This window comes from Flavobacteriales bacterium (assembly GCA_016704485.1).
In the GTDB taxonomy this organism is placed as follows: Bacteria; Bacteroidota; Bacteroidia; order Flavobacteriales_F; family PHOS-HE28; genus PHOS-HE28.
In genome coordinates this window covers 233,241-257,288 of record JADJAA010000002.1, presented here as the reverse complement: position 1 = coordinate 257,288, position 24,048 = coordinate 233,241, and the positions used below count along the sequence as shown (strand labels likewise).

Below are 24,048 nucleotides of genomic sequence, written 5' to 3'. Positions count from 1 at the left end.
GGACCTTGTGTTTACACCCCGTGTACGACAAGCGATGACCGACTTTTTTAGTACTGTAGCGAAGCGTGATCCGCGATCACATTACCCGTCCTATTGTCTCTTCGGTCCGCTTATCCAGATCGGCGAACAAGGCTGCTTCCAATTGATCCATTTCTCTCTGCTCAAAGGTGCGTAAGAACATTCCGTCCTGTAGCAAATGGATCTGCTTACATATCGCGATCAATGGTCCAAGAACATGCGAAGTGATGAACACTGTTCTCTCGTGCTCCACCAACTTGCGAACGATGGCTTCCAACACACGCACCGCTGCCAGATCCAAACCATTCATTGGTTCGTCCAACAGTAAGACGGGACGATCCAACTTCAAGATCCCTAGCAATGCAAGTTTCTTCCGCATTCCTGTGCTGTAGGTTGAGATCAATTCGTCCAATGGAACTTCCAACAGTTCGTTAACGCCATCGATCGTCGTAGTGGTATCTTTTCCTTGGAACAACGCCAAGTACTCATGACCAGTAATACCCGGATAGAAATAATTCTCCGCTTCCAAGAATGCGGTGTTGGTATGATCCATCGGCATGTTCTCATATATCACTCGCGCGTTCTTCGATCTTCCAAAACCATATAACGCGTTCAAGAACGTTGTCTTTCCGGATCCGTTCAAACCTACAATTCCATGGACTTCTCCGGTCACGAAACCGAATGACGGAATGGAAAGAACTTCCTTCTCGCCGTACGAGCGTGTGAGGTCAGTGATCTGTAGCATGAAAATATAGATCGAGGTTCTCGAGCGCTTTACGTCGATCGGTAAGCGCCATTAAAAGCGGCAACAAAAAAAGACCCGGCAACAATGCGAACACTGCACCAATGGCAATGGTCGCGCCATTCGCGGTGAGCCGCTCATTGGGAATGTATTCTTTGTACTTGAGGATCACCGCCAACGCGATCACACTCAATTGACCAAGTCCGAACAGGCCATGGATCCACCACCACTCCGGACGCGCGATCGTTGCTGCGATCAATACCGGAGCCATGATCAGCAACATGATCTTCAATGAACCCGCGATCTTCTTATTCAAGATACTCCGCGCATCCGATGCAGTGACCAAGAGCATTGCGCGCGATTCGCACTCTTCGAACTGCGAGGCCATGATCATTGTAAGGACCCATGTTAGGAACAAGGGCAATGCCGGTAACCAACAGAACGCTAGTGCCAAAACCCAGATCACAAATGCGAACGGATATGTGCGCTGCAGCCCCGCCTTCATTTCGAACAACAAAGCAGGAATGCGGGAACGCAACCAACGCATATGGGTTCCTACAGGATCCATGACCGGCATGAAGACAAGTGCGATCATGCCGAACAATACAGCACCAACTTCAACCCAAGCGTTTGCCATCCCAAAACCGATCATGACCGGCAACGCCAACAACAGATACTCGAGCATCAACGATCCATTCGGTTGTGCGATATGCTTGCGAACGAATCGGAGGTCAGGTCGACGCTGGTGCCAGCCAACCACGGCCAATAGAAATGCACCACTCAAATAATAGCGCATGTTGGAATCGCTCACTACCAACTTTTCCACGACGATCGGTATCGCGATAATTGCAATCGCCAAGAGCACGACCCACCATCCGGGATAAGCCCGGCGGAGTTGGGTAAGACGCAAACGCACTAATGTGGTGGGAAATACTGGTACTGACACGATCAAGGCCAATTTGCCCTCAAAGATGATGATCGATCATGAACTTTGTCACGTGCATTACATAACCGGTAGGATCACACCACGTGTGGTCATTCGAAGTTAGTTCTGTTCGGATGCAAGTAGTCAGCGTCTTCCATTCAATGCTATCCATCTTAATAGCTTTTCGAAAACACCTCAACTAAAAAGAAGAAAGGAGGCCATATCACAGGATCTAGATCAGCAATCAACTGTACAATTCTCGCTCATGGATGTATTCACAACCCGTTCAAATTTTATCCTGCTTGATCAAACGCCGATAGCTGCGAACGAGCCTATCCTGCGAACAACCCATTTTGTAGAGCAAGAACATGTAATAAAATATCCACTGCATTCGGTGAACGCCATTCAGAACATACTTGCGCGCACTGGTACGCACAATCCCACTTAGCACTCGAAAACGACCCTTTTGTTTTAAGCGACAAACAATGTCGTTGTCCTCAAAAACGATCAGTTCTTCCTTAAAACCTCCGATCCGATCAAAAGCTTCCTTAGTAACAAAAAGGCTTTGATCTCCATAGCGGAATGCATTCACATCAAAGCGCGTGAACCAACAGTTGAAACGTAAGAACCAATGGTCATGGTCGAAGCCCAAGCGGAAACATCCGGCCGCCGCACCTTCCGCAAGTGCGACAGAGATCTCAGCAACAAAGTCCGGCGGTGGAACGCTTTCGGCATGTAGAAAGTAGAACGTATCACCCAATGCGTTGGCAGCTCCGGCATTCATCTGCACAGCGCGCCCCTTGAGTGAATGCACTACAGGAATACCCAATCCTTCTACTTCTCGCACCGTGCCATCGGTGCTACCTCCATCCACTACCAACACTTCGCACTGTTCAATGCCCGCGCAACTGCGAAGCGCGATCAACGTTCTTCCGATGTAGCCTTCTTCACTGTATGTGGGGATGATGATACTCAGCATTACTGTGAATCGCCTTTCGAACCTTGCGGTGTCGCCGTTACATAAATCCTGACAATAAGCAGTGATCGGAACTGTTGGTTCTTGCAACTTGCAATGTAAGCTCGCATTCACATGAACGCATCCAACGAACTAATTGAAAAAAGAAAGAGCCTTCACATTATGATCTCGCGCTTCTTCAACGCGGTTATCCATTATTTGCGCTGCGCAGCGAGTTTCTCAAGCTGTAATCACTCGCGCACTACGCGATGCATGATCCTATGGTTGGGTCAACATGTTGGTACGATGCGCTATTTTTACACAATGCGCGGTCTTTTTATCCTCCTGATCCTTTCCGTATTGCACGTCCATGGGCAGACCTCGGTTCTCTTCATCGGCAATAGCTACACGTATGTGAACGACCTGCCGAGTATGACGCAGCAACTTGCCCTCTCCCTAGGGGAGGACATTACCGTTGCGAGTTCGGCACCAGGCGGGTACACGTTGTTCCAACATTCCACGTATGCGCCTACGATCACAGCGATAGAGTCGAACTCGTGGGATTTCGTGGTGATGCAGGAACAAAGTCAATTGGGTGCATTGCCTGCGGATGTCACCACTACGGAGATCGCCGCGATCCAGCTGATGGCGACGATCGAAGAGAATTACGAATGCACCTATCCCGTCTTTTACATGACCTGGGGCAGGCAGAACGGCGATCCCGACAATTGTGCCGCCTTCCCTTTCATGTGTACTTACAACGGTATGCAACAGGCATTGAGGAACAACTATGTGTCACTCGCCACTTGGAACGATGCACACACCGCACCCGTCGGGGCAGCGTGGAAACAAGTGCGCGATACGTACCCGCTCATCAACCTGTACGATGCTGATGGATCCCATCCTTCCGTGGAAGGCACCTACCTCGCGGCATGCGTGTTCTATTGCACCTTTTTCCAAGTAAGTTGTGTTGACGCAACATTCAATTCAACACTTCTACCGGAGACGGCGGCGATCCTTCGCAGTATAGCCAGCGCCACGGTTCTAGATGATATTGGCACTTGGAATCTCGACGAACCGAATGGAACCAATGCCCTACTCGATGGCTTCATCAATGGACCCGACTTCATCACCCTGATCCACTACGGGCAAGGCACGCACCTCTGGACCTGTACCAATGGCGAATCGTTCACTACTGCAACGGCCACGTTCACGTTCCCGACATCGGATACGTACTTCGCCACGCATATCTACAATGACCCCTGTGGCAATACCGATACCGCAAACTTCACGTTCAATTTCGCGGTCAATGTGGATGATCAAGATCCGGGATCGCAGTACACTGTGATAGCTGGTGCGCCTGGAGTGGTTGAGGTGCATGGTGTACAAGGAGGAGGCACGCTCACCCTGTTCGATCTGCAAGGAAGAATGCATTCCAAGGATCGGATCAACAGTTCAACTGAGTATGTCGCCAGCCCTGCCGGACTAATGTTCTGGACCCTCATCGACATCGAGGGAACGGTTATGAAGGGGAAGGTGTTCGTGCGGTGAACTTTTACGCAGCCTGCTATTGGGATGCCGCTACGCGGAAGAAACAAGACACAATTCACAAGGCTCAATTATAAAGTTAAGCCAACCTTGAGCACATAATTCTCGAACTTCGCCCCTATGCAACTCGAAAATTATATCGCTGGAACCTGGGTGAAAGGATCCGGAAAACAAACCGAACTCACGGACGCCAGCACCGGCGAACTCATCGCAACAACCAGTAGCGGTGGTCTGGATTTTGGCGCGATGCTGAACTACGCACGCGAAACCGGTGGACCAACGCTGCGCAAAATGACCTTCCCGGAACGCGGCAGAATGCTGAAAGCACTCGCCATGTATTTGATGGATCGCAAGGAGGAGTTCTACCAGATCAGTTACCGCACCGGTGCGACCAAGGCTGATAGTTGGGTGGATATTGAAGGCGGGATCGGAAACGTTTTTGCCAATGCGAGCTTGCGCAAACAGCTCGGCAATATGCCGTTCTATGTGGATGGACCTCCTGTACTCACGAGCAAAGGCGGCAGCTTCATGGGCCACCACATCATGGTGCCGAAGGAAGGTGTTGCAGTACACATCAATGCGTTCAATTTCCCGATCTGGGGGATGCTGGAAAAATGCGCCGTGAACTGGATGGCTGGAATGCCAGCGGTGGTGAAACCCGCTACCGTTACCAGTTATTTGACGGAAGCGATGGTGAAGGCGATAGTCGCCTCAGGCATCTTACCTGAAGGCGCCATCCAATTGATCGTAGGCAGCGCCGGTGATCTTTTGGATCATGTGGAGAGCCAAGATGTGGTGACCTTCACCGGAAGTGCAACCACCGGACGCATGCTGAAAGCGCACAAGCAGATCATTGCCGAAAGTGTGCCCTTCAACATGGAGGCCGATAGCTTGAACAGCATTGTGCTTGGCCCTGATGCCACACCGGATACCGAAGAGTTCTCGCTCTTCATTAAAGAAGTGGGAAAGGAAATGACGTTGAAGTGCGGCCAACGCTGCACCGGTGCGCGACGCATTATGGTTCCAGAGAACTTGGTAGAGGATGTGCAGATCGCATTGGGCAAACGCTTGGGCGGAACAGTGATCGGTGATCCGCGCGCAGAAGGTGTGCGCATGGGAGCTCTTGCCGGACAAACACAACGCAACGAAGTGCGCGATAACCTCGCCGAATTAATGAAAGGCAGCGAGCTGGTGTACGGCGACCCCAACAGCGTGGACGTGACCGGTGCCGATTCCGAGAAAGGTGCATTCATGAGTCCGATCCTACTACTGAACAAAGATCCATGGAAGAACCAACAGTGCCACAACATCGAAGCCTTTGGACCGGTAAGCACATTGATGCCCTACACCGATATCGAAGAAGCGGTAGCACTTACCAAACTCGGCAAAGGCAGTCTCTGCGCGAGTATTGCGACGTACGACGATAAAGCAGCACAGCAATTCGTGTGGGGTGCAGCAAGTCACCACGGACGTATGCTGGTGATCAACCGCGACATGGCCAAGGAGAACACCGGACACGGATCACCGCTCGCAACATTGGTACACGGCGGCCCCGGACGTGCAGGTGGTGGTGAAGAGATGGGCGGCAAGCGTGGTGTATTGCACTACCTGCAACGCACCGCCATCCAAGGATCACCGACAACGATCACTGCGTTGACACAACAGTACCAGCAAGGTGCGAAACAGAACATCACGCCGAAGCACACCTTCCGCATGCATTTCGAAGAGCTGAACATCGGCGACACTGTGATCACCGACAAGCACTTGGTAACGTTGGATGACATCAACAACTTCGCAGACCTCAGCGGCGACAAGTTCTACGCCCACATGGACGAGAACGCCCTCGACGGAACTGTCTTCACCGGTCGCGTGGCACACGGTTACTTTATCCTATCGCGAGCAGCGGGTCTCTTCGTAGACCCACCTAAAGGACCTGTACTACTCAACTACGGCATCGAAGAAGCGCGCTTTACAAAACCTGTTTATCCGGGCTCCACGATCCAGGTTAAGTTCACCGTAAAGGAGAAAGTGGATCAGGAGAAGAAAGTGCTAACGGAAGATTCTCCGAAGGGTGCGGATGTGGCATCAGGAATCGTCAAATTCTTGGTCGACGTCGTAGACGAAACAGGAGAAACTGTCGCAATAGCAACCATCCTGACCATGGTAAGAAAGCTCGACCAAGAATGATTCATTTAAGAGCCTGCCCCGGGCCTCGACCCGGGGTGAAGTTCCTTGTTGATGTTGTGGATGAAACTGGGGAGACGATTGCCATTGCTACTATTTTGACGATGGTTAGGAAGTTGGATCAGAAATGATGGCGAACGTGAGGATTGTTGTTTCTTTGGGCGGGTACATGCTCAAATTCATTCTGAGGCACTCTTTCCACTGCAAAACTACACTCGTCGTTCCTCCTCGCCTACTGGCTTTCCGCCTCAATCCCTAACGCTAAGGAACGCGCGTTATTCAAATTCCAAATCGACACTAAGGATTGAGTAGGTTAATATCAATCTAATCACCAAGCATGAGGCATCTTAACTTCCCTATTGTGCGCCGGATCCGACTGTCACACTTCTCGCTGTACAATCTTCAGGACCACATTGAATTTTCAATCCAACCTGGAACGACATGCCTTGCAGGGGCCAATGGTCTTGGGAAATCTACATTTTTCCAAATCATCAATTACGGCCTAACAGGAGTTGTTCCACGCCCAGGACAAAAGTTCGTATCCGTTGATGATTACTACCGAGATATTTCAAGATTCTCCAAGGACTACTTTCAAGGGCGTGTACAGCCTGAGGACCGTGACATTGCAGAAATCGAACTTGAACTCACAATCGGAGATCGAACAATTACGCTAATTCGAGGATTCGATGAACCTGATGCGCTGCGGTCACTTGTCATTACAAACGATGCCAGGCACTTTGATGAGATGACACCCGAAGACCGGGAGGCAAATTATCAGGCCGTATTAACTCAGCACATCGGACTCTCAACGTTCAAGGAGTTTGTCTTCATCCAATCATTCGTGCTCACTTTTGATGAACGACGTCATTTATTGTTTTGGGATCCGAAAGTTCTAGAAACCTGCTTGCTTCTGTTTGTAGGAATTGATAATGAACAGCGGGCAGATGCGGAAAGACTGAGACGTGAAATGGAAAAGGCGGATTCAAGGGTTCGAAATCTGCGCTGGAACATGACACAGCAAAAAGATCGGCTTGACAGCCTCAGACAGGTACTCAGCGGGAATGAACTTGTAGACGATGAGGCAAGCACATATGAAGAATTTGAGACACTCCTTGACCGAGTGAAAGAACGATCAAATGAGGTCGATATAATTCAAACCAAATTGCGCGATGCCAAACTCGCGCTTGCTGAAGGCGCTGCACGAGCTTCCGTCATTCGAAACGACTACCAACGCGAGTTCAGCGAACGCGTGACGGCAAAGCACTCAGTAGAGAACGCACCCGCAATCCAGCTCGCACTAATTGAGCACAAATGTGCTATTTGCGGTACTGAGGGCATCGCAGTTGTAGAGCCTGTAAAAAAGGCTATTGCGGAGCATACTTGTCCACTGTGCAAAGCTGCAACTGACCGGGCTACCATTCCGGCAGCTGTGCACCAGCGCCTTAAAGAGCTTGATAAGGAACTGGCCGAACAGAAAAAGCGTGTCGATTCCAGTGTGCTCCTTATCACTCAGCTTGATGTCGAAAATGACATACGCGTACGTTCACTTGAAACTGTGCAAACAGAGCTTGACGCCTTTGAAGAGCAAAATCGAGATGTTGTTAACCGAGGCAGACCGGTGGACGCTAATCATGATCAAGTCATTGCAGCATATGAGAAAACTATTGCCGAAATCGATAAGGAGCGTTTGAAGCAGAAGAGTAAAAGTGCCGAAGCTTCTAAAGCTTACAAGCAAATACAAAAAAAGCTAGAGCAAGAATACCTGAATATTCAGGAAGACTTTGTTCCTAAGTTTAACACTTTAGCCAATCTCTTTCTGGGTGTCGACTTAGATATCCAACTCGAAACGCGCGATAAGAGTGTTACTCTGGCGCTAACAGTGAAGAAGACACAGCGACATGCGGAGCATGACCTCTCCGAAAGTCAGCGCTTCTTCATCGACATTGCACTAAGAATGGCGCTAGCTAACTACGTTTCATCAGATACCATCAAAGCTCCCCTTTACATAGATACACCAGAAGGCAGTCTTGATCTAGCTTATGAGTCACAAGCCGGACAAATGGTGGCTGAATTCGCCAATGACGGACACCCTGTCTTCATGACAGCCAACATCAACACTTCTGAACTTCTCACCGAGATTGCGAAGCAATCGAGTCTCGGGTTTGGACTCCATCGCCTGTATAAGTGGCGCGAACTGTCTGAAGTGCAAGAGAAGCATGAAGCAGAATTTGAGAATCGCTTGAATGCGCTGGATGCACTCGCACACTCCAGAAATATATGACCAGTCCGCAAGCATACTTTGACTCGCTCCTACTGGGTTCACGACTGACACAAACGGTTAGGGGCTTCTCAAGATCAGAGTTACACCTACTTGCCTACGCAAGCTGCCTGCTGTCATTGTACGGAGGCAAACCAGTTTCAGATTGGGAATATGAATTTAGCTCCACTCCATCAGGCTTGCCGTTCTCGAAAAACCTTGATGATGCACTGGATTACTGTATACGTATAGGTGACATCACGGATCATGGAGAATTACTACAGATTACTTCTGATGGACAAACCAACCTAGGTATTTGGAAGGAACACACTATCAATCAAGAAAGGTTAGCCTACCTCAACGGAGCAGCGGATTGCTTGCTCTTGTTCACACCGAGTGTCATCCGTGAAGCTTTTGCTTACGAGCCCGCACTTGCATTTATTAAGCGACACGCCCAAACAGCTTGGTTGTTCAGTGATCCAATCGTAGATAGACTCCATGATACATTTGGGGAAATCAGGGAACTGCTACCCTATCAAGGTAGTGACCTTTCCCTCCCACTCTCCGCTTGGCTTGAATACTTGCTTACCATAGGCCGAACACATGAGCATAGCAACTAGGAAAATTGATACAGACGTCATGCATCGCGCATTGGCGAATCAGCCATTAATAAAGGCTCAAGAGGTGTTTGGTGAAGAGGGTGTCACACGGCTTAAACAGCTCTTGAACTTTCTTCGCATTCAAGGCCAGTTCTGCCGTGTTAATCGAAAAACGCAACTCACTGTCTTTGCCCCAATAGGAATTCATTCGGAACTTGATGAGAAGCGCCTTGTCCAAGCCGAACGAATTCTCAATGGTAAAACCATCAACGGCGTACTCGATTTGGCAGCAATTGAGATAAGACCAGACGGAACTGCATTTCTTTGGAAAGGGAATGTAAACTCACCCCTTCAAAACCAGACCGACGCTATTGTTTACAGTTTAGTTCAAGAGGTCGAGGAGTTTCGGATTGGCGAACAATGCCTGACTGTTGACAAATTCCTACCTGGGGCACCAAGTCAGTTCCTGCTTCATCATTTTGATGACCTGCGCGAAGCCCTGCTGGATTACGGGCATAGCCTAGCTCGCCACTCTACATGCCCAACTTTGCGGGAAGCTTGGCAAGATCCAGATAGACGCTTCTGGTTCGGGCCAGGACCAGAACACCGGCTACGTACCTCTCTTAGCCATTACCTGCGCTGTTGTATGCGCTTTGATGACTATTGGGTTCGCCCCGAACAAAATATCGATGAAAGCCATCCGATTGACATCAAGTTAACAGCCCAGATGTCTACGAGAGAGGCACTTATTGAAATTAAGTGGATTGGTAAATCCCGTAGTGGTGATGGTGCAAGATTCACTGCCAACTATGGCGAATCACGTGCAAATAAAGGTGCAGAGCAACTTGCGAATTACCTTGACAATCACAAGCGAAATAGTCCTGCTTCGGACACGTTGGGTTATCTCGTTGTTTTTGACTGTCGCCGCCATGGAGTAAAGGCGAGCACCAAATCACTAACAGCTAAACAGCAATGTCATTTTGCGACACGCGAAATCACCTATAACCCAGATTACCATTCCACAAGAAGTGACTTTGAAAAACCAATCCGCCTTTTCTTAGAAGCCTAAGTATGCCAAAACATGCAGTTCGCTCAATTACCAATGCCGTAGATAACATGGTGTTGCCTCGTCATCGATGGTACCCAATTAAGGAGGGCTTCAGTGCTTCTCTAATTACGGACGCACTTTCAGAGGTCGATCACACACCACGGAATGGGATTTTCGCCATAGAGCCTTTCAGCGGTTCCGGCACTAGTCCTCTGCAATATGCTTTAAGTGGAGTTGAGTGCCTTGCCTTTGAAGTAAATCCGTTCCTCGCTTTTGTTGGTCAGGCCAAACTTGAACAATCAACGCCCCGTATCCTTTCAAACGCGTTTGAGTGGACGGTCAAGGGCATTCGACAGCCTCTGAAGACTTCGCTTGAGTCCTATTCCACCTTCTCACAAGCTGGAGGCAAGAGTAAATGGCTATTCAACAGGTCCGTACTTCGATCCTTCATGGGAGGCTGGGATTCCACCAAACGTTTCGCACGTCCTGAGCGATCGTTAAGCCGTTTGGCGCTTATGAAGGCAGCCATGGATAATTGTAATGCGTATCCTGATGGCAAATGCCTCCGGTACAAGCGCATGGACAACTATCGGTCATTCAATGCGTCCTCTTTTCTCAGCGCATACGAGGCATACATTGCTATGATGAAGGAGGACGTAGTAGCAGCCCCAATATCTGGTTCCAAGTCCAGTGTTGAGCGCATGGATGCGCGGCGGCTCAGTACACACAGGGATATACGAAAGTTCGACCTCTGTGTCACATCACCGCCTTACTTGAACTCCTTCGACTACACAGATGTCTATAGGCCGGAGCTTTTCTTGGGCGGTTTTGTTCGCACTAACGCAGACTTGATGAATATTCGGCTCCAAACGGTCCGGTCGCATGTGCAAGCAGCCTGGGCGAAGCCATTTAATGACGACTTCGGTATCAACTATGCAAAAGCATACAAAGAGTTAGTTGTGCGCAAGGAGCAACTTTGGAATCCGAACATCCCCAATATGATTCAAGCCTACTTTGAAGACATGGCCGGACTATTGAAGAACCTTCGGAACAGAGCAAAACCAGATGCGGTCCTAAAAATTGCCGTTGGCACCTCCGCATATGCCGGAGTGGTAATCCCCGTGGATTTTATCCTCGCGGACATCGCTGAAAAGGTAGGTTGGCTTACGCAGGAAGTACAGGTCATTCGCCGTTTACGTAGCTCAGGCCAACATTGGAATCATGAAGCACATTCGACGGAAGTTCCAGCACTAAGGGAAAGTATTGTGGTTCTGAAGGCGGATGGTCAAACGTATTAAGATGCCGCGGAGCCTTCACGCCCACTTGACCACTAACCCTATGCAGGCTCTAGTATTGCATCGTCACTAAGGAACTATTTTCTTAGATGTCGATAGATCACTGAAGAGAACTGAGCCAAGCCAGGGGTGAACCAACTCCGCAGCTAGGGTTAAAGCCCCTAAGAGACTTATGGGTACCTCTGGCTTTCTCAGGTCTAAGGCTCGGATAGAATGCTAGGCGTAAGGGCCTATTAGAGTCATGGAGCATCGGACCTGTCGCTCAGCCTCAACAGCGATCATTTGTTGAACCTCAAAGTAAACGAAAATGAAGCATTGGATCGGTATCGATGTGAGCAGTGCAACCTTGGATTTCGCATTGCTCGATGAACACGGTGTTCACTTGGAGAGCTTGCAAGTAAGCAATGGTCGTACAGCCGTAATGACGCTAATGAACAGCTGGAAGAAACGATACGGAGTTGACACCGGGGAATGCCTAGTGTGTTTGGAACCTACCGGGCACTATACGTTGATGTTGCTTAATCTGATCGTGGAGCAGCACTGGCATGCTTGGTTGGCGCACCCGCTCGATATACAAAAGAGCATGGGCATCAAGCGTGTGAAGAACGACAAAGTGGACGCTTTGCGGATCGCGCAATACGCACGCACATTTCGAGAGAAAACACGTTTGTTCACAGCACAGAACCTCAAGCTCGATAAACTCAAGCACCTGCTCACACGTAGGCAACACTTGGTTCGCGTCAGAGCCATGTACAAGAAGCATCTCTCGGACCTGAACCGCTACATGGACAAGGACATTAAAAAGGCGTTCGACCAACTTGACAAGCGTTTGATCGTTGCTTCTGATCGTGCCGTGATACGCGTAGAGCAACTGATCATGGCACAGATCAAAGCCGATGATATAACCAGTGAACAATACAACCTGTTGCTCACGATCCCCGGCGTAGGCCCACAATTAGCGAGCTATTTGATCGCGCTCACCGATGGCTTCCATCGATTTACGAACCCACGCGAACTGGCATGTCATGCTGGTGTAGCTCCATTTGAGCGTAGTTCTGGTAGCAGTATTCGCGGACGAACGCAAGTATCACATCAAGCCAACAAGATCCTTAAGACCATGCTCCACATGGCTGCACTTGCCAACGTGCAACGCGAAGGAGAATTAAAGGTCTACTTCCAACGCAAAGTATCTGAAGGCAAGAAGCCGATATTGGTTGTCAATGCGGTCCGTAATAAGATCATCCATTGTGTTTGCGCCGTGATCCGCAACAACCGGCCCTATGAGCAGCGGCAATTAGTGCAGAATTGATCGGATTGCCGTACTTCGTATGTCGTGTCCAAACGGAAGCAGGCTCTGCTGAAGAGCAACCTAACAGGGATAGGCATGATGGCAACGGCCAACAACATGGATCAAGGGTGGGCCTCATCCTTGGTTCATGGCTGGAGTCCTAATGCCTGAAAAAAACTTTACGTTATGCTTGTTTTTAACATAGAATAAGTCTCCGCTTCGGGACCCTGCGTTGTCTACCCACCCGGGCCAAGCCAATACTCTGGAAGTATCACCCATGTGGCCCGGGCCGTGTACCCAACTCGCACGGGATTCCCTTCCCCATAATGTGATCAAGGTCGGCAGTGCTCGGCACAGAGCAGTACATACGGGCCGGCAGGTACTCCTGTGCTTGAGGAGAGAAGCTTATGCTAGCCCCTTCAATACCAACCTACCCACCAACCACCTCAACCTATGGCCTGCCTGTGGCATGGCAACCATACCAGCCAACGCCAGAAGCCACTGGACTAGGGACCAAAAGCCCAAACCCAAGCCAACCAAGAGGCCAAGAAACCTTACCCACCGGAGGCCGCCGTCAATACGAGGGGTTTATGGACATATCGGGCATTTACGGCCCGCTCGTGCGCAAGGTCAGGCGTAGTGCTGGACAACTACAGTCGTCGAGGTGGGCAACTACAAGCGTAGTGTCGGGCAACTACAGTCGTAGTGATGGGCACCTACAGTCGTAGTGGTGGGCAACTACAGTCGTAGTGGTGGGCAACTACGGTCGTAGTGGTGGGCAACTACAGTCGTAGTGGTGGGCAACTACGCTCGTAGTGGTGGGCAACTACAGTCGTAGTGGTGGGCAACTACAGTCGTAGTGGTGGGCAATGTCAGTCGACATGGTGGGCAATGTCAGTCGACATGGTGGGCAATGTCAGTCGACATGGTGGGCAACGTCAGTCGACATGGTGGGCAATGTCTGTCGACATGGTGGGCAATGTCAGTCGACATGGTGGGCAATGTCAGTCGACATGGTGGGCAATGTCAGTCGACATGGTGGGCAACGTCAGTCGACATGGTGGGCAACGTCAGTCGACATGGTGGGCAACTACAGTCGACATGGTGGGCAATGTCGTATGACATGGTGGGCAATGTTCATGAACCTAAGGGGCAATGTTCATGAACATGGGAGGCAACCTTCATGAACATGAGGGGCAATGTTCATGAACATGGGAGGCAACCTTCATGAACATGAGGGGCAACGTTCATGAACATGGGAGGCAACCTTCATGAACAGTGAGGGCAACGTTCATGAACAGTGAGGGCAACCTTCATGAACAGTGAGGGCAACCTTCATGAACAGTGAGGGCAACCTTCATGAACAGTGAAGGCAACCTTCATGAACAGTGAGGGCAACCTTCATGAACAGTGAGGGCAACCTTCATGAACATGGGAGGCAACGTTCATGAACATGAGGTCAACATAGGGCCACATTTAGCAGCCTGACCCATAGTCACTTACACCACCCTATTCCCCATTACACCTTCGCAAAATGCACCAAACGGAGCCCATTCTTCGTATAGATCAAGAGGGAACACAGTCCTGTTGGGGCTGGCACGATCGTCATTCCGACCTCCGGCCATCCAGCCGACCACTCCGCCGAAAGATCCATCGTGAGCTCCGACCGTCCCGACTTGAAGTATTCGAAATCGGGAGCCTCCTTTACGGCGCGGAGGGGCTGTTAAATGAAGATCCCACTGCAAACGAAGTAATCCGGTCGAAACGGCGCGTGCCGACGCTATTTGGCAGCGAAGAACGCCGGTTTGAGGGCAGAGCACCGCCAATTGCGAGGGCAAAACCAAAAAGTGCTTTGCCAAAATGAAAAAGACAAAGGAGAAAATGAAAAAGACAAAGGAACTTGCCGCAAGTGCAAAGGAGAAAATGAAAAAGACAAAGGAACTTGCCGCAAGTACAAAGGAGAAAATGAAAAAGACAAAGGAACTTGCCGCAAGTGCAAAGGAGAAAATGAAAAAGACAAAGGAACTTGCCGCAAGTACAAAGGAGAAAATGAAAAAGACAAAGGAACTTGCCGCAAGTACAAAGGAGAAAATGAAAAAGACAAAGGAACTTGCCGCAAGTACAAAGGAGAAAATGAAAAAGACAAAGGAACTTGCCGCAAGTGCAAAGGAGAAAATGAAAAAGACAAAGGAACTTGCCGCAAGTACAAAGGAGAAAATGAAAAAGACAAAGGAACTTGCCGCAAGTACAAAGGAGAAAATGAAAAAGACAAAGAAGAAAATGGCGTGATCCTTTAACAAAATGTTTCTCGCATTGTTAAATACCACTTACTTGTAGGCAATGGGCTACTAGTTGGGCCATGGATCGCACGCATCCCGCTGGAGCTTGCGAGGTACATTTTCCGGCTGCTTGGCCCAGGTGATCGATAACCTTTGCAGCTCACTGTTCGTATACTTCCTTATTACTGTCGTCACGCATGTGTACTAACTCTCCGCAAGGGTACCGCTTCAGGACCTTGCGTTCTTGGTCTTGACCGCACGGTCCCCACCAAAGCGTAGTAGACTTTGTTGAGTTGTAAAGTGGCCCTGAAATTCTTTTCCTCACAGCAGCACGAACGGACAACTCCTTTCCGCATCTTCGCGTCACTCCAGCACCATCGACAGTGATAGAACACATGCGCTTTCTCATCTTCGCCCTGGTCGGTGTTCTTCAAAGTCTCTTTCCGCTTTTGCTCCACTCCCAGACCAGCGGTATCTGGTGCAACAGCACCTCGTCCGTTTCCCCGGAAATCATTCAAGCAGCGCGTAACTATCACCCCGGCCGCAGTGGAACGCGCTACCTGAAGGTGAAGGTGATCATTGCCTCACTGAGCGGGCCCGGTGGTGATGCTGTAACGACCAGCGCGGTGCAGCGCGACCTCGATGGCACGAACGCGCTTTACGCACAGAACAACACGGACATCCAATTCGAGCTGTGTGGGCCGGTGCAGGTAGTGGATAACGACAACCTCTATGCGCTGTGGAACTTCGACCCGGAGATCCTGAACCCGTATTACGAACCGGGCTATGTCACGTTGGTTTACGTGGCACTATTGCCCAACGGTTTGGCGGGCTTCAACTTCGGCAACTTGGTCTTCCTGCAAGGCGCGGATAACCCGCGTGTGCTGGCCCATGAGGTCGGTCACTTGCTCGGCCTTCCGCATACACACGACGCATTGTTCGAAGCCGAGCTGGTGGACGGTTCCAACTGCACCATCGGCGGTGACCAGATCTGCGACACGCCTGCAGATCCCAACCTTGGATTGGCCGGGATGATCGACTATGCCAACTGCACGTACATCGGCACCAGCACCGACGCGAACGGTGATCCCTACATGCCGCAGACAACGAACATCATGTGCTATTCGCCCTGCGACAACAACCTCTTTACAACCGGCCAAACGCAGGTGATGCAGTACGTGCTGGACTTCGTGAAGACCGATCTCCATTCAGATCCCGTGTCGATCGCCATCGATGCGTTCGACACACGCCAATGCCATAACCATCCTTCCATCCAACTCTCCGCTGCGCCTGGCCCCGGCACTTTTGATGGACCCTTGGTGAGCGGCACCACGTTGATGAATGCGCCGAACACTCCGGGCGAATATTCCGTGACGTATTCACCCAATGACCTCCCGTTGGATAGCTCGGAACACATCGACCAGTCGTACACCCTGTATGACTACTACGGCAACTATACCTACAGTTACGCGCTCTTGGACAGCATTCGCCAAACGGTGCGCGCGGGCGAGACCGGTCGTTTGACGCAAGTGGAATTCATGCTGCACGATAGCTTGCCGAACAACTTCACGCTGCGTGTATATCACGGCGTTGGTGCCGGTGCGGTGCTCCTTCACGAAAGCATGATCGCGTCGCCCGCGATCATGGATACAAGTTGGATCACCTTCCCCGTCAGCAGTCTGGTTCCATGGAACGCGGATACCATGTACACGGTGGAACTCACCGCTGAACATGCCTTCCGGCAAGTGCTGAGCTTCGGTACCAACTGGGCCTATTACGACTACACCCGTGGCACGAGTAGCGTGGATGCATACCACGATGCCGCCTTCCGCACATGGGTCAATGCCCTACCACCGTGCCAGAGTGCTATCCGCTACTACTCCCTTTACGAAGTGCCGCCGCATTACATGCTCAACCTCGCCGATGCCTATTGCGTGAGCGAGGTTGATACCGTGTGGCTCTTCGGCGACAATGACTTCTCACCGGATGCCGAGATCTGGATCGAAGGGGTAAATACGAATGGTTTCTTACCCGCCTCCCTCGGTGAAGGCCCCCATGAACTCACTTACATCAACACCGCGTTCGGTTGCACGGACACCACACTATCCATCATCACGGTCGCCGCACCCGTACTCAGTATTCCCGCCATCAACGCGCCGCTCTGTATAAATGCTGAACCCTTCATCCTGACCGGCGAACCGTTCGGCGGATACATCACGGTGGATGGTATTCGTGATAGCCTGCTTAACCCATTGGCCCTTGGCCTTGGTGCGCACATGGCCAGGTACTATTTCGACGAAGTGTTGGACACTATCACCTTCACCGACCAGAACACCGGCTTTGGCAGCTATAGCTCCGGCGAACAAGGCACAGCTTCCCCAGGCACCGTTATGTGGCAGTCCTTCACCCCAGCCTTCAGCGGACGATTGGAGCGTTTCATCCTATCGCTCTACGGCATCGAAGGACCCTTCAGCTACGCGGTGCGGCTCGTGCACGGCACGGGGCCCGATGGCCTCCTCATCGGCGCGGACACTATCACGAACAATGCGGGTACTTCCTACCCGGATATGCTCGGAAGCATTCACCCGGAAGTGTACCGCGATTCGGTCTACACCATCCAGTTCGAACGCATCGCTGATACGCTCAGCACCGCGGACCTGGTCTACTACTTCACCGATGGAACGCGTTATCCGCGCGGCACCGGGCAATACGCCACCACGGCGGATATCGACTTCTATTTCGCGGAAACAGTTTCACACACATATACCTGTTCCGATTCCATCGCTGTGCCCTTCACTGTGGATATCTGTACCGGCGTGCAGCAGTTCGCTGAAGGCACGGTCTTCCTCGGCCCCAACCCTTTCACCGAGTCGCTCACCTTGCATTCCAACATCACCATGCGGTATACGCTCTACAACGCTGTGGGTGCCGAACTGCTCACGGGCACAGCGCCTAGCGGGCAGAGCATCACCTTGCCCACAGCACAGTTAGCTGCTGGGCTCTACACCGTGCGTTGTTGGCCGCAGGATGGAACCATATCGCGCACAATGAAGGTGGTGAAGGTGGACTGAGGACATTGATCTCACGTGTCCAATGCACCCGGTCGATCGCTCAGCATAAAGCCCACCTTACTATTCAATTCAATTTAGATCCGTCAAGCGCATTCTGTGCGATCGGCATGGATAAATTCAGTCAACCGCACTCCACATGTTCACGCAAACTCTTGAGCGATACTACATTCGACAGCCTTAGAAAAAAGTCCATCTGTTCGCCTAGGACAACAACTGTTATCCTTTAAACCGTCCCAGTTTCTCCGAAACGGGACCTTGCGTTCTTCGCCTTGACAACAATGTCCCCCCCAAAAGCTAGGGAGCCGGAAGGGGTTACAACAGGTTGATGAATTTCTGAGTCACTAATTCTCCGAACGCCCCATCAAACCTTCACAAAATGCACCACGCTTACCCCCTTAGCCGTAAAAATTAATAGGGAGCAAAGTCCTGTTGGCGCTGCACTAACGTCCGCCTCAAGTGTGCGGCCGGTAACAGTGTATGGCCCCATGTGTACCCGACGACCAATGGCATCGAGCAGGACGATCTGCGACGGTAAATCTGCTAGGTCTACCCACAGCCGGTCGGTCGCTGGGTTCGGGCGGAAGGCCGGTCGTTCGGCTGAGGGTTGTGTGACGGAAGTTGTGATATCCAACGAAAGGTCGTCGAAGTAGGCGTAGTACGGGCCGTATTCCGAAAGACCAGCAGGTAAAATGACCAGGCGGATGTTCTCGGTAGGGAATCCTGTTGGTATGGTAACAGTACTCTGACTAAAATGCCATGTGCTATCGATCCATCCGATCGAGCCGAAAAAGGTGAATGGATCATAGGCAACGATCACTTGGTTACCATCGAGGGTGTTCGGATCCACCCCCTTGATCCATCCGCTAAGCGTCCATGTACCTGGTGTGATCCATGGCAACGGTTGATACAGGGCGACGCTGTCCGATGTGTAAATGCAACCGACCGGTGCGTGGCTCTGTGCATTCAGTCGCAAGCTCCAATCCCCGGTACCGCCCGGAACCTCGGGTGAAGCCGTCGGGTTCGCGCACGGTTGCGGACTCACCCAACCCGACAAGTCCTGTTCGAAACTGCCGTTGATCAATTGGCCTTGTACCGAGAAGGCTAACAGAATGAATAGCACGCTAACGGATCGCATGGGAGATGGTTTTACCAAAGATAGATCCGATCCGTTCTTAAACCTTCGCAGCGTCGCCGTCTCTGGTCCTTGCGTTTTTTTTGGATTATCCCCTTAAGCCGCCGCAGAGTTCCTGCTGAAGCGTGGGAGACGCTGGGGAGGTTTAGCCTTGAACAGCGTGGTTAGGTGCGCACACTTAACTTTCCGCCGATGAAGTTATGACCTACCTGATGAGCAGAGTGAAGTGCTACCGAATCTTTTAGGCCTGACCGACCTACGTAAGGTTGAGCTATCGGAGGCGGAAGGTTTCTTGCGGGCAGAGATCATGCTGTACGACGATCTTGAAGATGCCACCTCCTTCGATCTGGACTACCTGCTTCAAATGCACGGCTTGGCACTCGGCCACCTTTATGCTTTCGCTGGGAAACTGCGCACAGTGAACCTGTCCAAGGGTGGCTTCAACTTTCCCTCCGCCAAGTTCTTGGACGAAACGATGCGCAACTTCGATCAGCTCATGTTGCGCCCACTTCCTGAAACCTATTTAGACAAGGATGAACTTATCCGGGACATCGCTCTGGTCCATGGCGAGCTGCTTTTCATCCATCCCTTTCGGGAAGGCAATGGTCGCACAGCGCGGCTACTGGCCGATATGATGGCCCAAAAACAAGGCCACGGAAAATTGCGCTGGGAACAAGTGGGGCGTGTGAATTTCGACGCATACATAAACGCAGTGCAACAAGCAGCGCTCGACAACAGAGCACCGATGGAAGCGATCATCCGTTCTGTTTTCCCGGTGTGACCTGCACCTTCTTCAACAAAGCCAGGGCCTCCTCCATGGAGATCCGTATGCCTTCAATGCTGAACGATGCGATCAGGCCAAGCAGCCGTTCCTCTTGCGATACTGGTGGCTTTCGGGATTGCTTCGGGGTCATACCTCAAAGATAGGCAATACCATTATCAATCATTAGTGCTCTTGAGCGCGTCGTTATTCCTTCAATACCCGCCGCAACTGCTCTTCAAAAACCGCTTTCTGTTCAACATTCGCAATGTGTCCCGCATTTGGTATCATGATCAAATGATCCGCAGGTAAGTGGTTGCGCGATGCAATGCCTCGGCCGACTGCCGGTGGTATCAACCGATCGCCTTCGCCCCACAACACATACACGGGCATGGACCACGTGTACTGCTTTGTAGCATACTGCTTTTCCCGGTCCAAAAGATCCTGTAATAAACCAAGGTAACCCGGTTGCTTTTCTTTCGCGTGCTCGTAAATTGTTTCCGCGCGAACGCGGGAACTTTCGGTGGATCGTAAAATGCGATGGCCAATAAACGGTATTGTTCGTCAGGGTTCTGAGGAGTGAACAACCCCTTCATGTCGGCGGCACCAACGGAACGCGCAACGCTGTCAGCCATTGCCTTGGTGAAATCACATGCAGGACCATCGTAGATTACTAAGGTTTTTACCCAGTCCGGATGTTGCTCAGCGAAGTTCGCCGATATGGCACCACCGTACGAATTGCCCACCACATTGATCGGCTCTTTCACACCTAGACTATCGAGGATCAAGGCGAGGTGCGCCACTTGTTGATCCACACTGTTCCCGCTCCATTGCTTCGTGCTTTTTCCATGGCCGATCAGGTCGGGTACGATCAGTTCATAGGTCTTGCTTAATCCGGCAAGGTTCCCGGCCCACATTGCATTGCTGCTGGTGATGCCATGAACAAGCAATAGTTTGGGCCTTGCACTTGTCGCTAGATCTTTGCTCACCCACGTGTAATGCGGCCCTGCTGCATCGGTGAACGTACGTGACACCATGGCGTTCTTTTCGTAGGCTTTTACGGCCGCCTTTTCCATCTTGCGTGGAATGTTGCATGCCGTGAAAAGCAGCACCAATAGAATTACCGGAAAAGTATTGCGCGTGATCATGCGGCTAAGTTATTTCACATTGAGCCGGAGTGTTCATGTTACTGACCGATCTATCATACGGCCAACATACGGCCAAATGGAAAAGTGTTATCAGCAGAGATCGGAGATCTACAACCCATGTCCGATCCGCCAGAATTAGGATCGATCTTTTAATCCTGATACATTTGACCACATTAAACCAGACCACATGATAAGCCGCATTTTTACGATCGCCTGCCTTTTCGCCATGTCGTTTCCCATGCAAGCGCAGTGGATGCAAGTAGGAGATAGTGCCAACAGTAATATCAACGTAATGAAGGAGTATAACGGCACACTATACTTCGGTGGCAACATGACCCGTTTCAACGGACAGCAGACCTACGGTTCGATGACCTACAATGGCACCACTTTCGGCTATCATAGCACACTGATCGGTGGAAATGGCTTCTCATGCTTGGAGGAGTACAATGGAAACCTTTACGGAGGTGGAGGAATGGCCCAATCCGGCCTATCTGGAACGGTACTATGGGGCGGAGGCTCTTGGCAAGCTGGTCCAATAGCAACCAATAATGTTGTGAATGTGAACGCTATGTTGGCATGGAACGATCAGTTGATCATCGGCGGCGGCTTTACCACTCCCGCGCCGTTTATCATGCAGTATAACGGTACAACTTCTTCCGTGATGGGCGCAGGCTTCGATGCTGGTGTACTCGCACTGGCTACATACGATGGGCGATCTATACGCGGCAGGCTCTTTCACGCTGAGCGGTAGCACCGTGCTTGACAAGATCGCCAAATGGAATGGTTCCGCTTGGGTGAACGTTGGAGGTGGTATGAATAACAACTGCTCCGAACTGGTGGCATACAACGGCCAACTCTACGCTTCAGGTTCTTTCACTATGGCTGGCAGTGTTAGTACCTCCCGCATAGCACGATGGAACGGAACGACCTGGAGTGCGGTGGCAGGTGGCATCACCACGGCCTTGGGTGGCTATGTCTCTACTCTTCAGGTAACATCCGCTGGATTGCTCGTAGGCGGCAAGGGTATGAACGCCGGTACTGTGACCGATGCCAACGTGCTACTGTTCAATGGTACCAGTTGGAGTGCGGTACCAGGCATCCCGACGAACGAGACCGTACTCGATATTGAAGAATACCAAGGTCTTGTCTATGCCGTAGGTTACCGCGGTGGCTTAGGGCCTGCTGGTCACGTTTACAAAAACTCCGCTGTTGGCTTCGAGGAGTTGGATGCATTCCCTGCTCTTCTGATCTACCCGAATCCGACTAATGACCTGCTACAACTGCAAGGCGTACCGGCCGGCCAAGTACGTTACGAAGTGTTGGACGCTACAGGCCGTATGTGCATGGTTGGTTCTTTGAACAACACAGTTGACGTTTCAGCACTATTACCCGGTGCGTACCAGATCCGTATAACAACTTCTCAGGCAAGCACCATCCGCGGGTTCGTTCGGGCGCGATAAGGGCTAGTCAGAATGACCGCGCATACTTCTGTTCGTTTATCTGCGATCTTCTCGTAATAAGGTAGGTCTCCATTTCGATTGGTTGGCGGCGATCAAGCCCCCCTTTACATTCCTATCCCGATCTTCGCCCTGATGCAGAACGAAGACCTCGTAAGGCGGTTGCGGAAATTGAGCCGTACGGTATACATGCTTCAGACCGATCTGCGACACGGTCAATTGAATAACGCTCTGCTTGAAGAGATCGAATCCCAAATGGATCATGGCATAAGCACGGAACCGCGTTGCACTGGTCTTGTTCCGTTGGTGGATACGGTGCGGGAGAATACCCTAACACCACGCCCGGAATTGTATACCGATACCGCTCGCGCTTGTGAAAAACTGAAGGACGCGATCAGTGATCTGGTGGAGCGGCTGGGCTGATCGTAATTATTGCGGACAAGTTCCTGCTATGCATCACACCACTTAAGACCCGAACTGTACGAGCGCCGAGGTCCAGGACCTCGGCGCTCGTGCTATTTCTCGGCGTTAGCCCACTCAATTCTGGTGGATAACATTTCCAACGCCACTGTCCGAAATATTCACCTCAGGTTGGCCTCGGTAATAGATATTCCCTACCCCATTCAAGTGGCCTTCCAAAAGATCGCTCACGGTTACCTTAACGCTCCCCACACCGGACTGTCCGGCATGGCAGGTCTGAACCGGGAAGTTGAAAGCATTCACGCTACCTACGCCATCGTGCTCCAGATCCAAATGAGCTGCAGATCCCGAAAGATCCAATTTACCCACACCGTTGTGTCTAACGTGCAATTCGTTCAGATCGTAGAATCCGCTAAGGCTTGATGTGGAGATGCCTTCGTGCGTCAGGTTGTGGATCAACGGCATGACAACGTCTACCGTGAATGAGATGTGCTGGTAATTGTAATGATCATCCAGATCAAGGATAAGGGTATTGTCCTCAACACGCGTTTCCACGTGGGACATGACCACTGGGTCGGTAGTCACTGTCACGCGGAAATCGGTACCGTATATGATGTTCGTTCTGATCGCACCTTTGATCAGGACGTTCTCGAATCCTGCGAGTTCACGGTCCTGAGATGCGGTCGTTCCCGACCCGTGGATCTGGTCCTTCCTGCAGGAAAAGAGCGTGGTGATGACTAAAAAGAGTAAGAGAGAGGTCTTGATGGTTTTCATTGTGAATTGTGTTTCGTTTCTAGGTATTTACACGTTGGTTCGTGCCGTGCTTCATACCTTAGACCATCTCAGTCCGAAATACCCCTATCCTCATTCAAACATTTTTCTGATCCGCGCCGCACCTGACCCTCACACGATCACTGAGAAC

19 protein-coding genes are annotated in these 24,048 nt (G+C 51.0%); 12 read left to right on the top strand and 7 right to left on the bottom strand.

Annotated elements, in window-relative coordinates:
• Nucleotides 1–76: 76 nt before the first annotated feature.
• The 3 genes from IPF95_12250 to IPF95_12240 form a co-directional block, all read right to left on the bottom strand.
• Nucleotides 77–763 carry an ATP-binding cassette domain-containing protein gene (locus tag IPF95_12250; GenBank protein MBK6475459.1) on the bottom strand — a complete coding sequence of 229 codons (687 nt, stop codon included), beginning with the start codon at nt 761–763 and terminating at the stop codon, nt 77–79.
• Nucleotides 747–1,706: a hypothetical protein gene (locus IPF95_12245; GenBank protein MBK6475458.1), complete on the bottom strand. Its 960-nt coding sequence runs from the start codon at nt 1,704–1,706 to the stop codon at nt 747–749. The genes IPF95_12250 and IPF95_12245 overlap by 17 nt, the downstream gene beginning before the upstream one ends.
• Before the next feature lie 265 nt (nt 1,707–1,971).
• Nucleotides 1,972–2,664: a TIGR04283 family arsenosugar biosynthesis glycosyltransferase gene (locus tag IPF95_12240; protein MBK6475457.1), complete on the bottom strand. Its 693-nt coding sequence runs from the start codon at nt 2,662–2,664 to the stop codon at nt 1,972–1,974.
• Between the two features lie 111 nt (nt 2,665–2,775).
• Here IPF95_12240 and IPF95_12235 point away from each other — a divergent pair, with 111 nt between their 5' ends.
• From IPF95_12235 to IPF95_12200, 8 genes are all read left to right on the top strand, one after another.
• A complete protein-coding gene (locus IPF95_12235) occupies nt 2,776–4,191 on the top strand; it encodes a hypothetical protein (protein MBK6475456.1) in 1,416 nt (471 codons plus the stop codon).
• 117 nt (nt 4,192–4,308) lie between these two features.
• Nucleotides 4,309–6,375 (top strand): phenylacetic acid degradation bifunctional protein PaaZ, encoded by a 2,067-nt coding sequence (gene paaZ / locus IPF95_12230; protein ID MBK6475455.1) that lies wholly within the window; start codon nt 4,309–4,311, stop codon nt 6,373–6,375.
• Nucleotides 6,376–6,709: 334 nt separating this feature from the next.
• Nucleotides 6,710–8,653: a hypothetical protein gene (locus IPF95_12225; GenBank protein MBK6475454.1), complete on the top strand. Its 1,944-nt coding sequence runs from the start codon at nt 6,710–6,712 to the stop codon at nt 8,651–8,653.
• 579 nt (nt 8,654–9,232) lie between these two features.
• Nucleotides 9,233–10,297, top strand: coding sequence for a hypothetical protein (locus IPF95_12220; GenBank protein ID MBK6475453.1), 1,065 nt, complete (start codon nt 9,233–9,235; stop codon nt 10,295–10,297).
• Between the two features lie 2 nt (nt 10,298–10,299).
• Nucleotides 10,300–11,574 (top strand): hypothetical protein, encoded by a 1,275-nt coding sequence (locus IPF95_12215; GenBank protein MBK6475452.1) that lies wholly within the window; start codon nt 10,300–10,302, stop codon nt 11,572–11,574.
• Between the two features lie 304 nt (nt 11,575–11,878).
• Nucleotides 11,879–12,880 (top strand): IS110 family transposase, encoded by a 1,002-nt coding sequence (locus tag IPF95_12210; protein MBK6475451.1) that lies wholly within the window; start codon nt 11,879–11,881, stop codon nt 12,878–12,880.
• 1,839 nt (nt 12,881–14,719) lie between these two features.
• Entirely contained in the window at nt 14,720–15,148 is a 429-nt protein-coding gene (locus IPF95_12205) for a hypothetical protein (GenBank protein ID MBK6475450.1), read from the top strand.
• A 385-nt stretch (nt 15,149–15,533) separates the two neighbouring features.
• Nucleotides 15,534–18,209 (top strand): hypothetical protein, encoded by a 2,676-nt coding sequence (locus IPF95_12200; GenBank protein MBK6475449.1) that lies wholly within the window; start codon nt 15,534–15,536, stop codon nt 18,207–18,209.
• A 361-nt stretch (nt 18,210–18,570) separates the two neighbouring features.
• Here the strand turns inward: IPF95_12200 and IPF95_12195 are convergent, their stop codons facing one another.
• Entirely contained in the window at nt 18,571–19,344 is a 774-nt protein-coding gene (locus IPF95_12195; protein ID MBK6475448.1) for a hypothetical protein, read from the bottom strand.
• Between the two features lie 223 nt (nt 19,345–19,567).
• On the opposite strand from IPF95_12195, the gene IPF95_12190 reads away from it, so the two are divergent.
• On the top strand, nt 19,568–20,122 hold the full coding sequence (locus tag IPF95_12190; GenBank protein MBK6475447.1) for a Fic family protein: 555 nt from the start codon (nt 19,568–19,570) through the stop codon (nt 20,120–20,122).
• Here the strand turns inward: IPF95_12190 and IPF95_12185 are convergent.
• Together IPF95_12185 and IPF95_12180 are read right to left on the bottom strand one after the other, a co-directional pair.
• Nucleotides 20,097–20,255 carry a hypothetical protein gene (locus IPF95_12185; protein MBK6475446.1) on the bottom strand — a complete coding sequence of 53 codons (159 nt, stop codon included), beginning with the start codon at nt 20,253–20,255 and terminating at the stop codon, nt 20,097–20,099. The genes IPF95_12190 and IPF95_12185 overlap by 26 nt on opposite strands.
• A gap of 199 nt (nt 20,256–20,454) precedes the next feature.
• Nucleotides 20,455–21,249 (bottom strand): alpha/beta fold hydrolase, encoded by a 795-nt coding sequence (locus IPF95_12180; protein ID MBK6475445.1) that lies wholly within the window; start codon nt 21,247–21,249, stop codon nt 20,455–20,457.
• Nucleotides 21,250–21,436: 187 nt separating this feature from the next.
• Between IPF95_12180 and IPF95_12175 the strand changes: the two genes are divergently transcribed.
• The 3 genes from IPF95_12175 to IPF95_12165 all read left to right on the top strand — a co-directional run bounded on the left by IPF95_12175 (nt 21,437) and on the right by IPF95_12165 (nt 23,129).
• A complete protein-coding gene (locus IPF95_12175) occupies nt 21,437–22,000 on the top strand; it encodes a hypothetical protein (GenBank protein MBK6475444.1) in 564 nt (187 codons plus the stop codon).
• A complete protein-coding gene (locus tag IPF95_12170) occupies nt 21,957–22,709 on the top strand; it encodes a T9SS type A sorting domain-containing protein (GenBank protein ID MBK6475443.1) in 753 nt (250 codons plus the stop codon). The genes IPF95_12175 and IPF95_12170 overlap by 44 nt, the downstream gene beginning before the upstream one ends.
• Before the next feature lie 132 nt (nt 22,710–22,841).
• Nucleotides 22,842–23,129 (top strand): hypothetical protein, encoded by a 288-nt coding sequence (locus IPF95_12165; protein ID MBK6475442.1) that lies wholly within the window; start codon nt 22,842–22,844, stop codon nt 23,127–23,129.
• A gap of 114 nt (nt 23,130–23,243) precedes the next feature.
• On the opposite strand, the gene IPF95_12160 is transcribed toward IPF95_12165, so the two are convergent.
• Nucleotides 23,244–23,900: a DUF2807 domain-containing protein gene (locus IPF95_12160; protein MBK6475441.1), complete on the bottom strand. Its 657-nt coding sequence runs from the start codon at nt 23,898–23,900 to the stop codon at nt 23,244–23,246.
• Nucleotides 23,901–24,048: the final 148 nt, after the last annotated feature.

Excerpts from the sequence above, each read along its gene's own strand:
- paaZ (MBK6475455.1), top strand. The coding sequence starts at position 4,309 with ATGCAACTCGAAAATTATATCGCTGGAACCTGGGTGAAAGGATCCGGA.
- IPF95_12185 (MBK6475446.1), bottom strand. The coding sequence starts at position 20,255 with ATGACCCCGAAGCAATCCCGAAAGCCACCAGTATCGCAAGAGGAACGG.
- IPF95_12170 (MBK6475443.1), top strand. The coding sequence starts at position 21,957 with ATGGGCGATCTATACGCGGCAGGCTCTTTCACGCTGAGCGGTAGCACC.
- IPF95_12225 (MBK6475454.1), top strand. The coding sequence starts at position 6,710 with ATGAGGCATCTTAACTTCCCTATTGTGCGCCGGATCCGACTGTCACAC.
- IPF95_12200 (MBK6475449.1), top strand. The coding sequence starts at position 15,534 with ATGCGCTTTCTCATCTTCGCCCTGGTCGGTGTTCTTCAAAGTCTCTTT.
- IPF95_12205 (MBK6475450.1), top strand. The coding sequence starts at position 14,720 with ATGAAAAAGACAAAGGAGAAAATGAAAAAGACAAAGGAACTTGCCGCA.
- IPF95_12220 (MBK6475453.1), top strand. The coding sequence starts at position 9,233 with ATGAGCATAGCAACTAGGAAAATTGATACAGACGTCATGCATCGCGCA.
- IPF95_12240 (MBK6475457.1), bottom strand. The coding sequence starts at position 2,664 with ATGCTGAGTATCATCATCCCCACATACAGTGAAGAAGGCTACATCGGA.
- IPF95_12175 (MBK6475444.1), top strand. The coding sequence starts at position 21,437 with ATGATAAGCCGCATTTTTACGATCGCCTGCCTTTTCGCCATGTCGTTT.
- IPF95_12215 (MBK6475452.1), top strand. The coding sequence starts at position 10,300 with ATGCCAAAACATGCAGTTCGCTCAATTACCAATGCCGTAGATAACATG.
- IPF95_12195 (MBK6475448.1), bottom strand. The coding sequence starts at position 19,344 with ATGCGATCCGTTAGCGTGCTATTCATTCTGTTAGCCTTCTCGGTACAA.
- IPF95_12210 (MBK6475451.1), top strand. The coding sequence starts at position 11,879 with ATGAAGCATTGGATCGGTATCGATGTGAGCAGTGCAACCTTGGATTTC.
- IPF95_12180 (MBK6475445.1), bottom strand. The coding sequence starts at position 21,249 with ATGATCACGCGCAATACTTTTCCGGTAATTCTATTGGTGCTGCTTTTC.
- IPF95_12235 (MBK6475456.1), top strand. The coding sequence starts at position 2,776 with ATGAACGCATCCAACGAACTAATTGAAAAAAGAAAGAGCCTTCACATT.
- IPF95_12160 (MBK6475441.1), bottom strand. The coding sequence starts at position 23,900 with ATGAAAACCATCAAGACCTCTCTCTTACTCTTTTTAGTCATCACCACG.
- IPF95_12165 (MBK6475442.1), top strand. The coding sequence starts at position 22,842 with ATGCAGAACGAAGACCTCGTAAGGCGGTTGCGGAAATTGAGCCGTACG.
- IPF95_12250 (MBK6475459.1), bottom strand. The coding sequence starts at position 763 with ATGCTACAGATCACTGACCTCACACGCTCGTACGGCGAGAAGGAAGTT.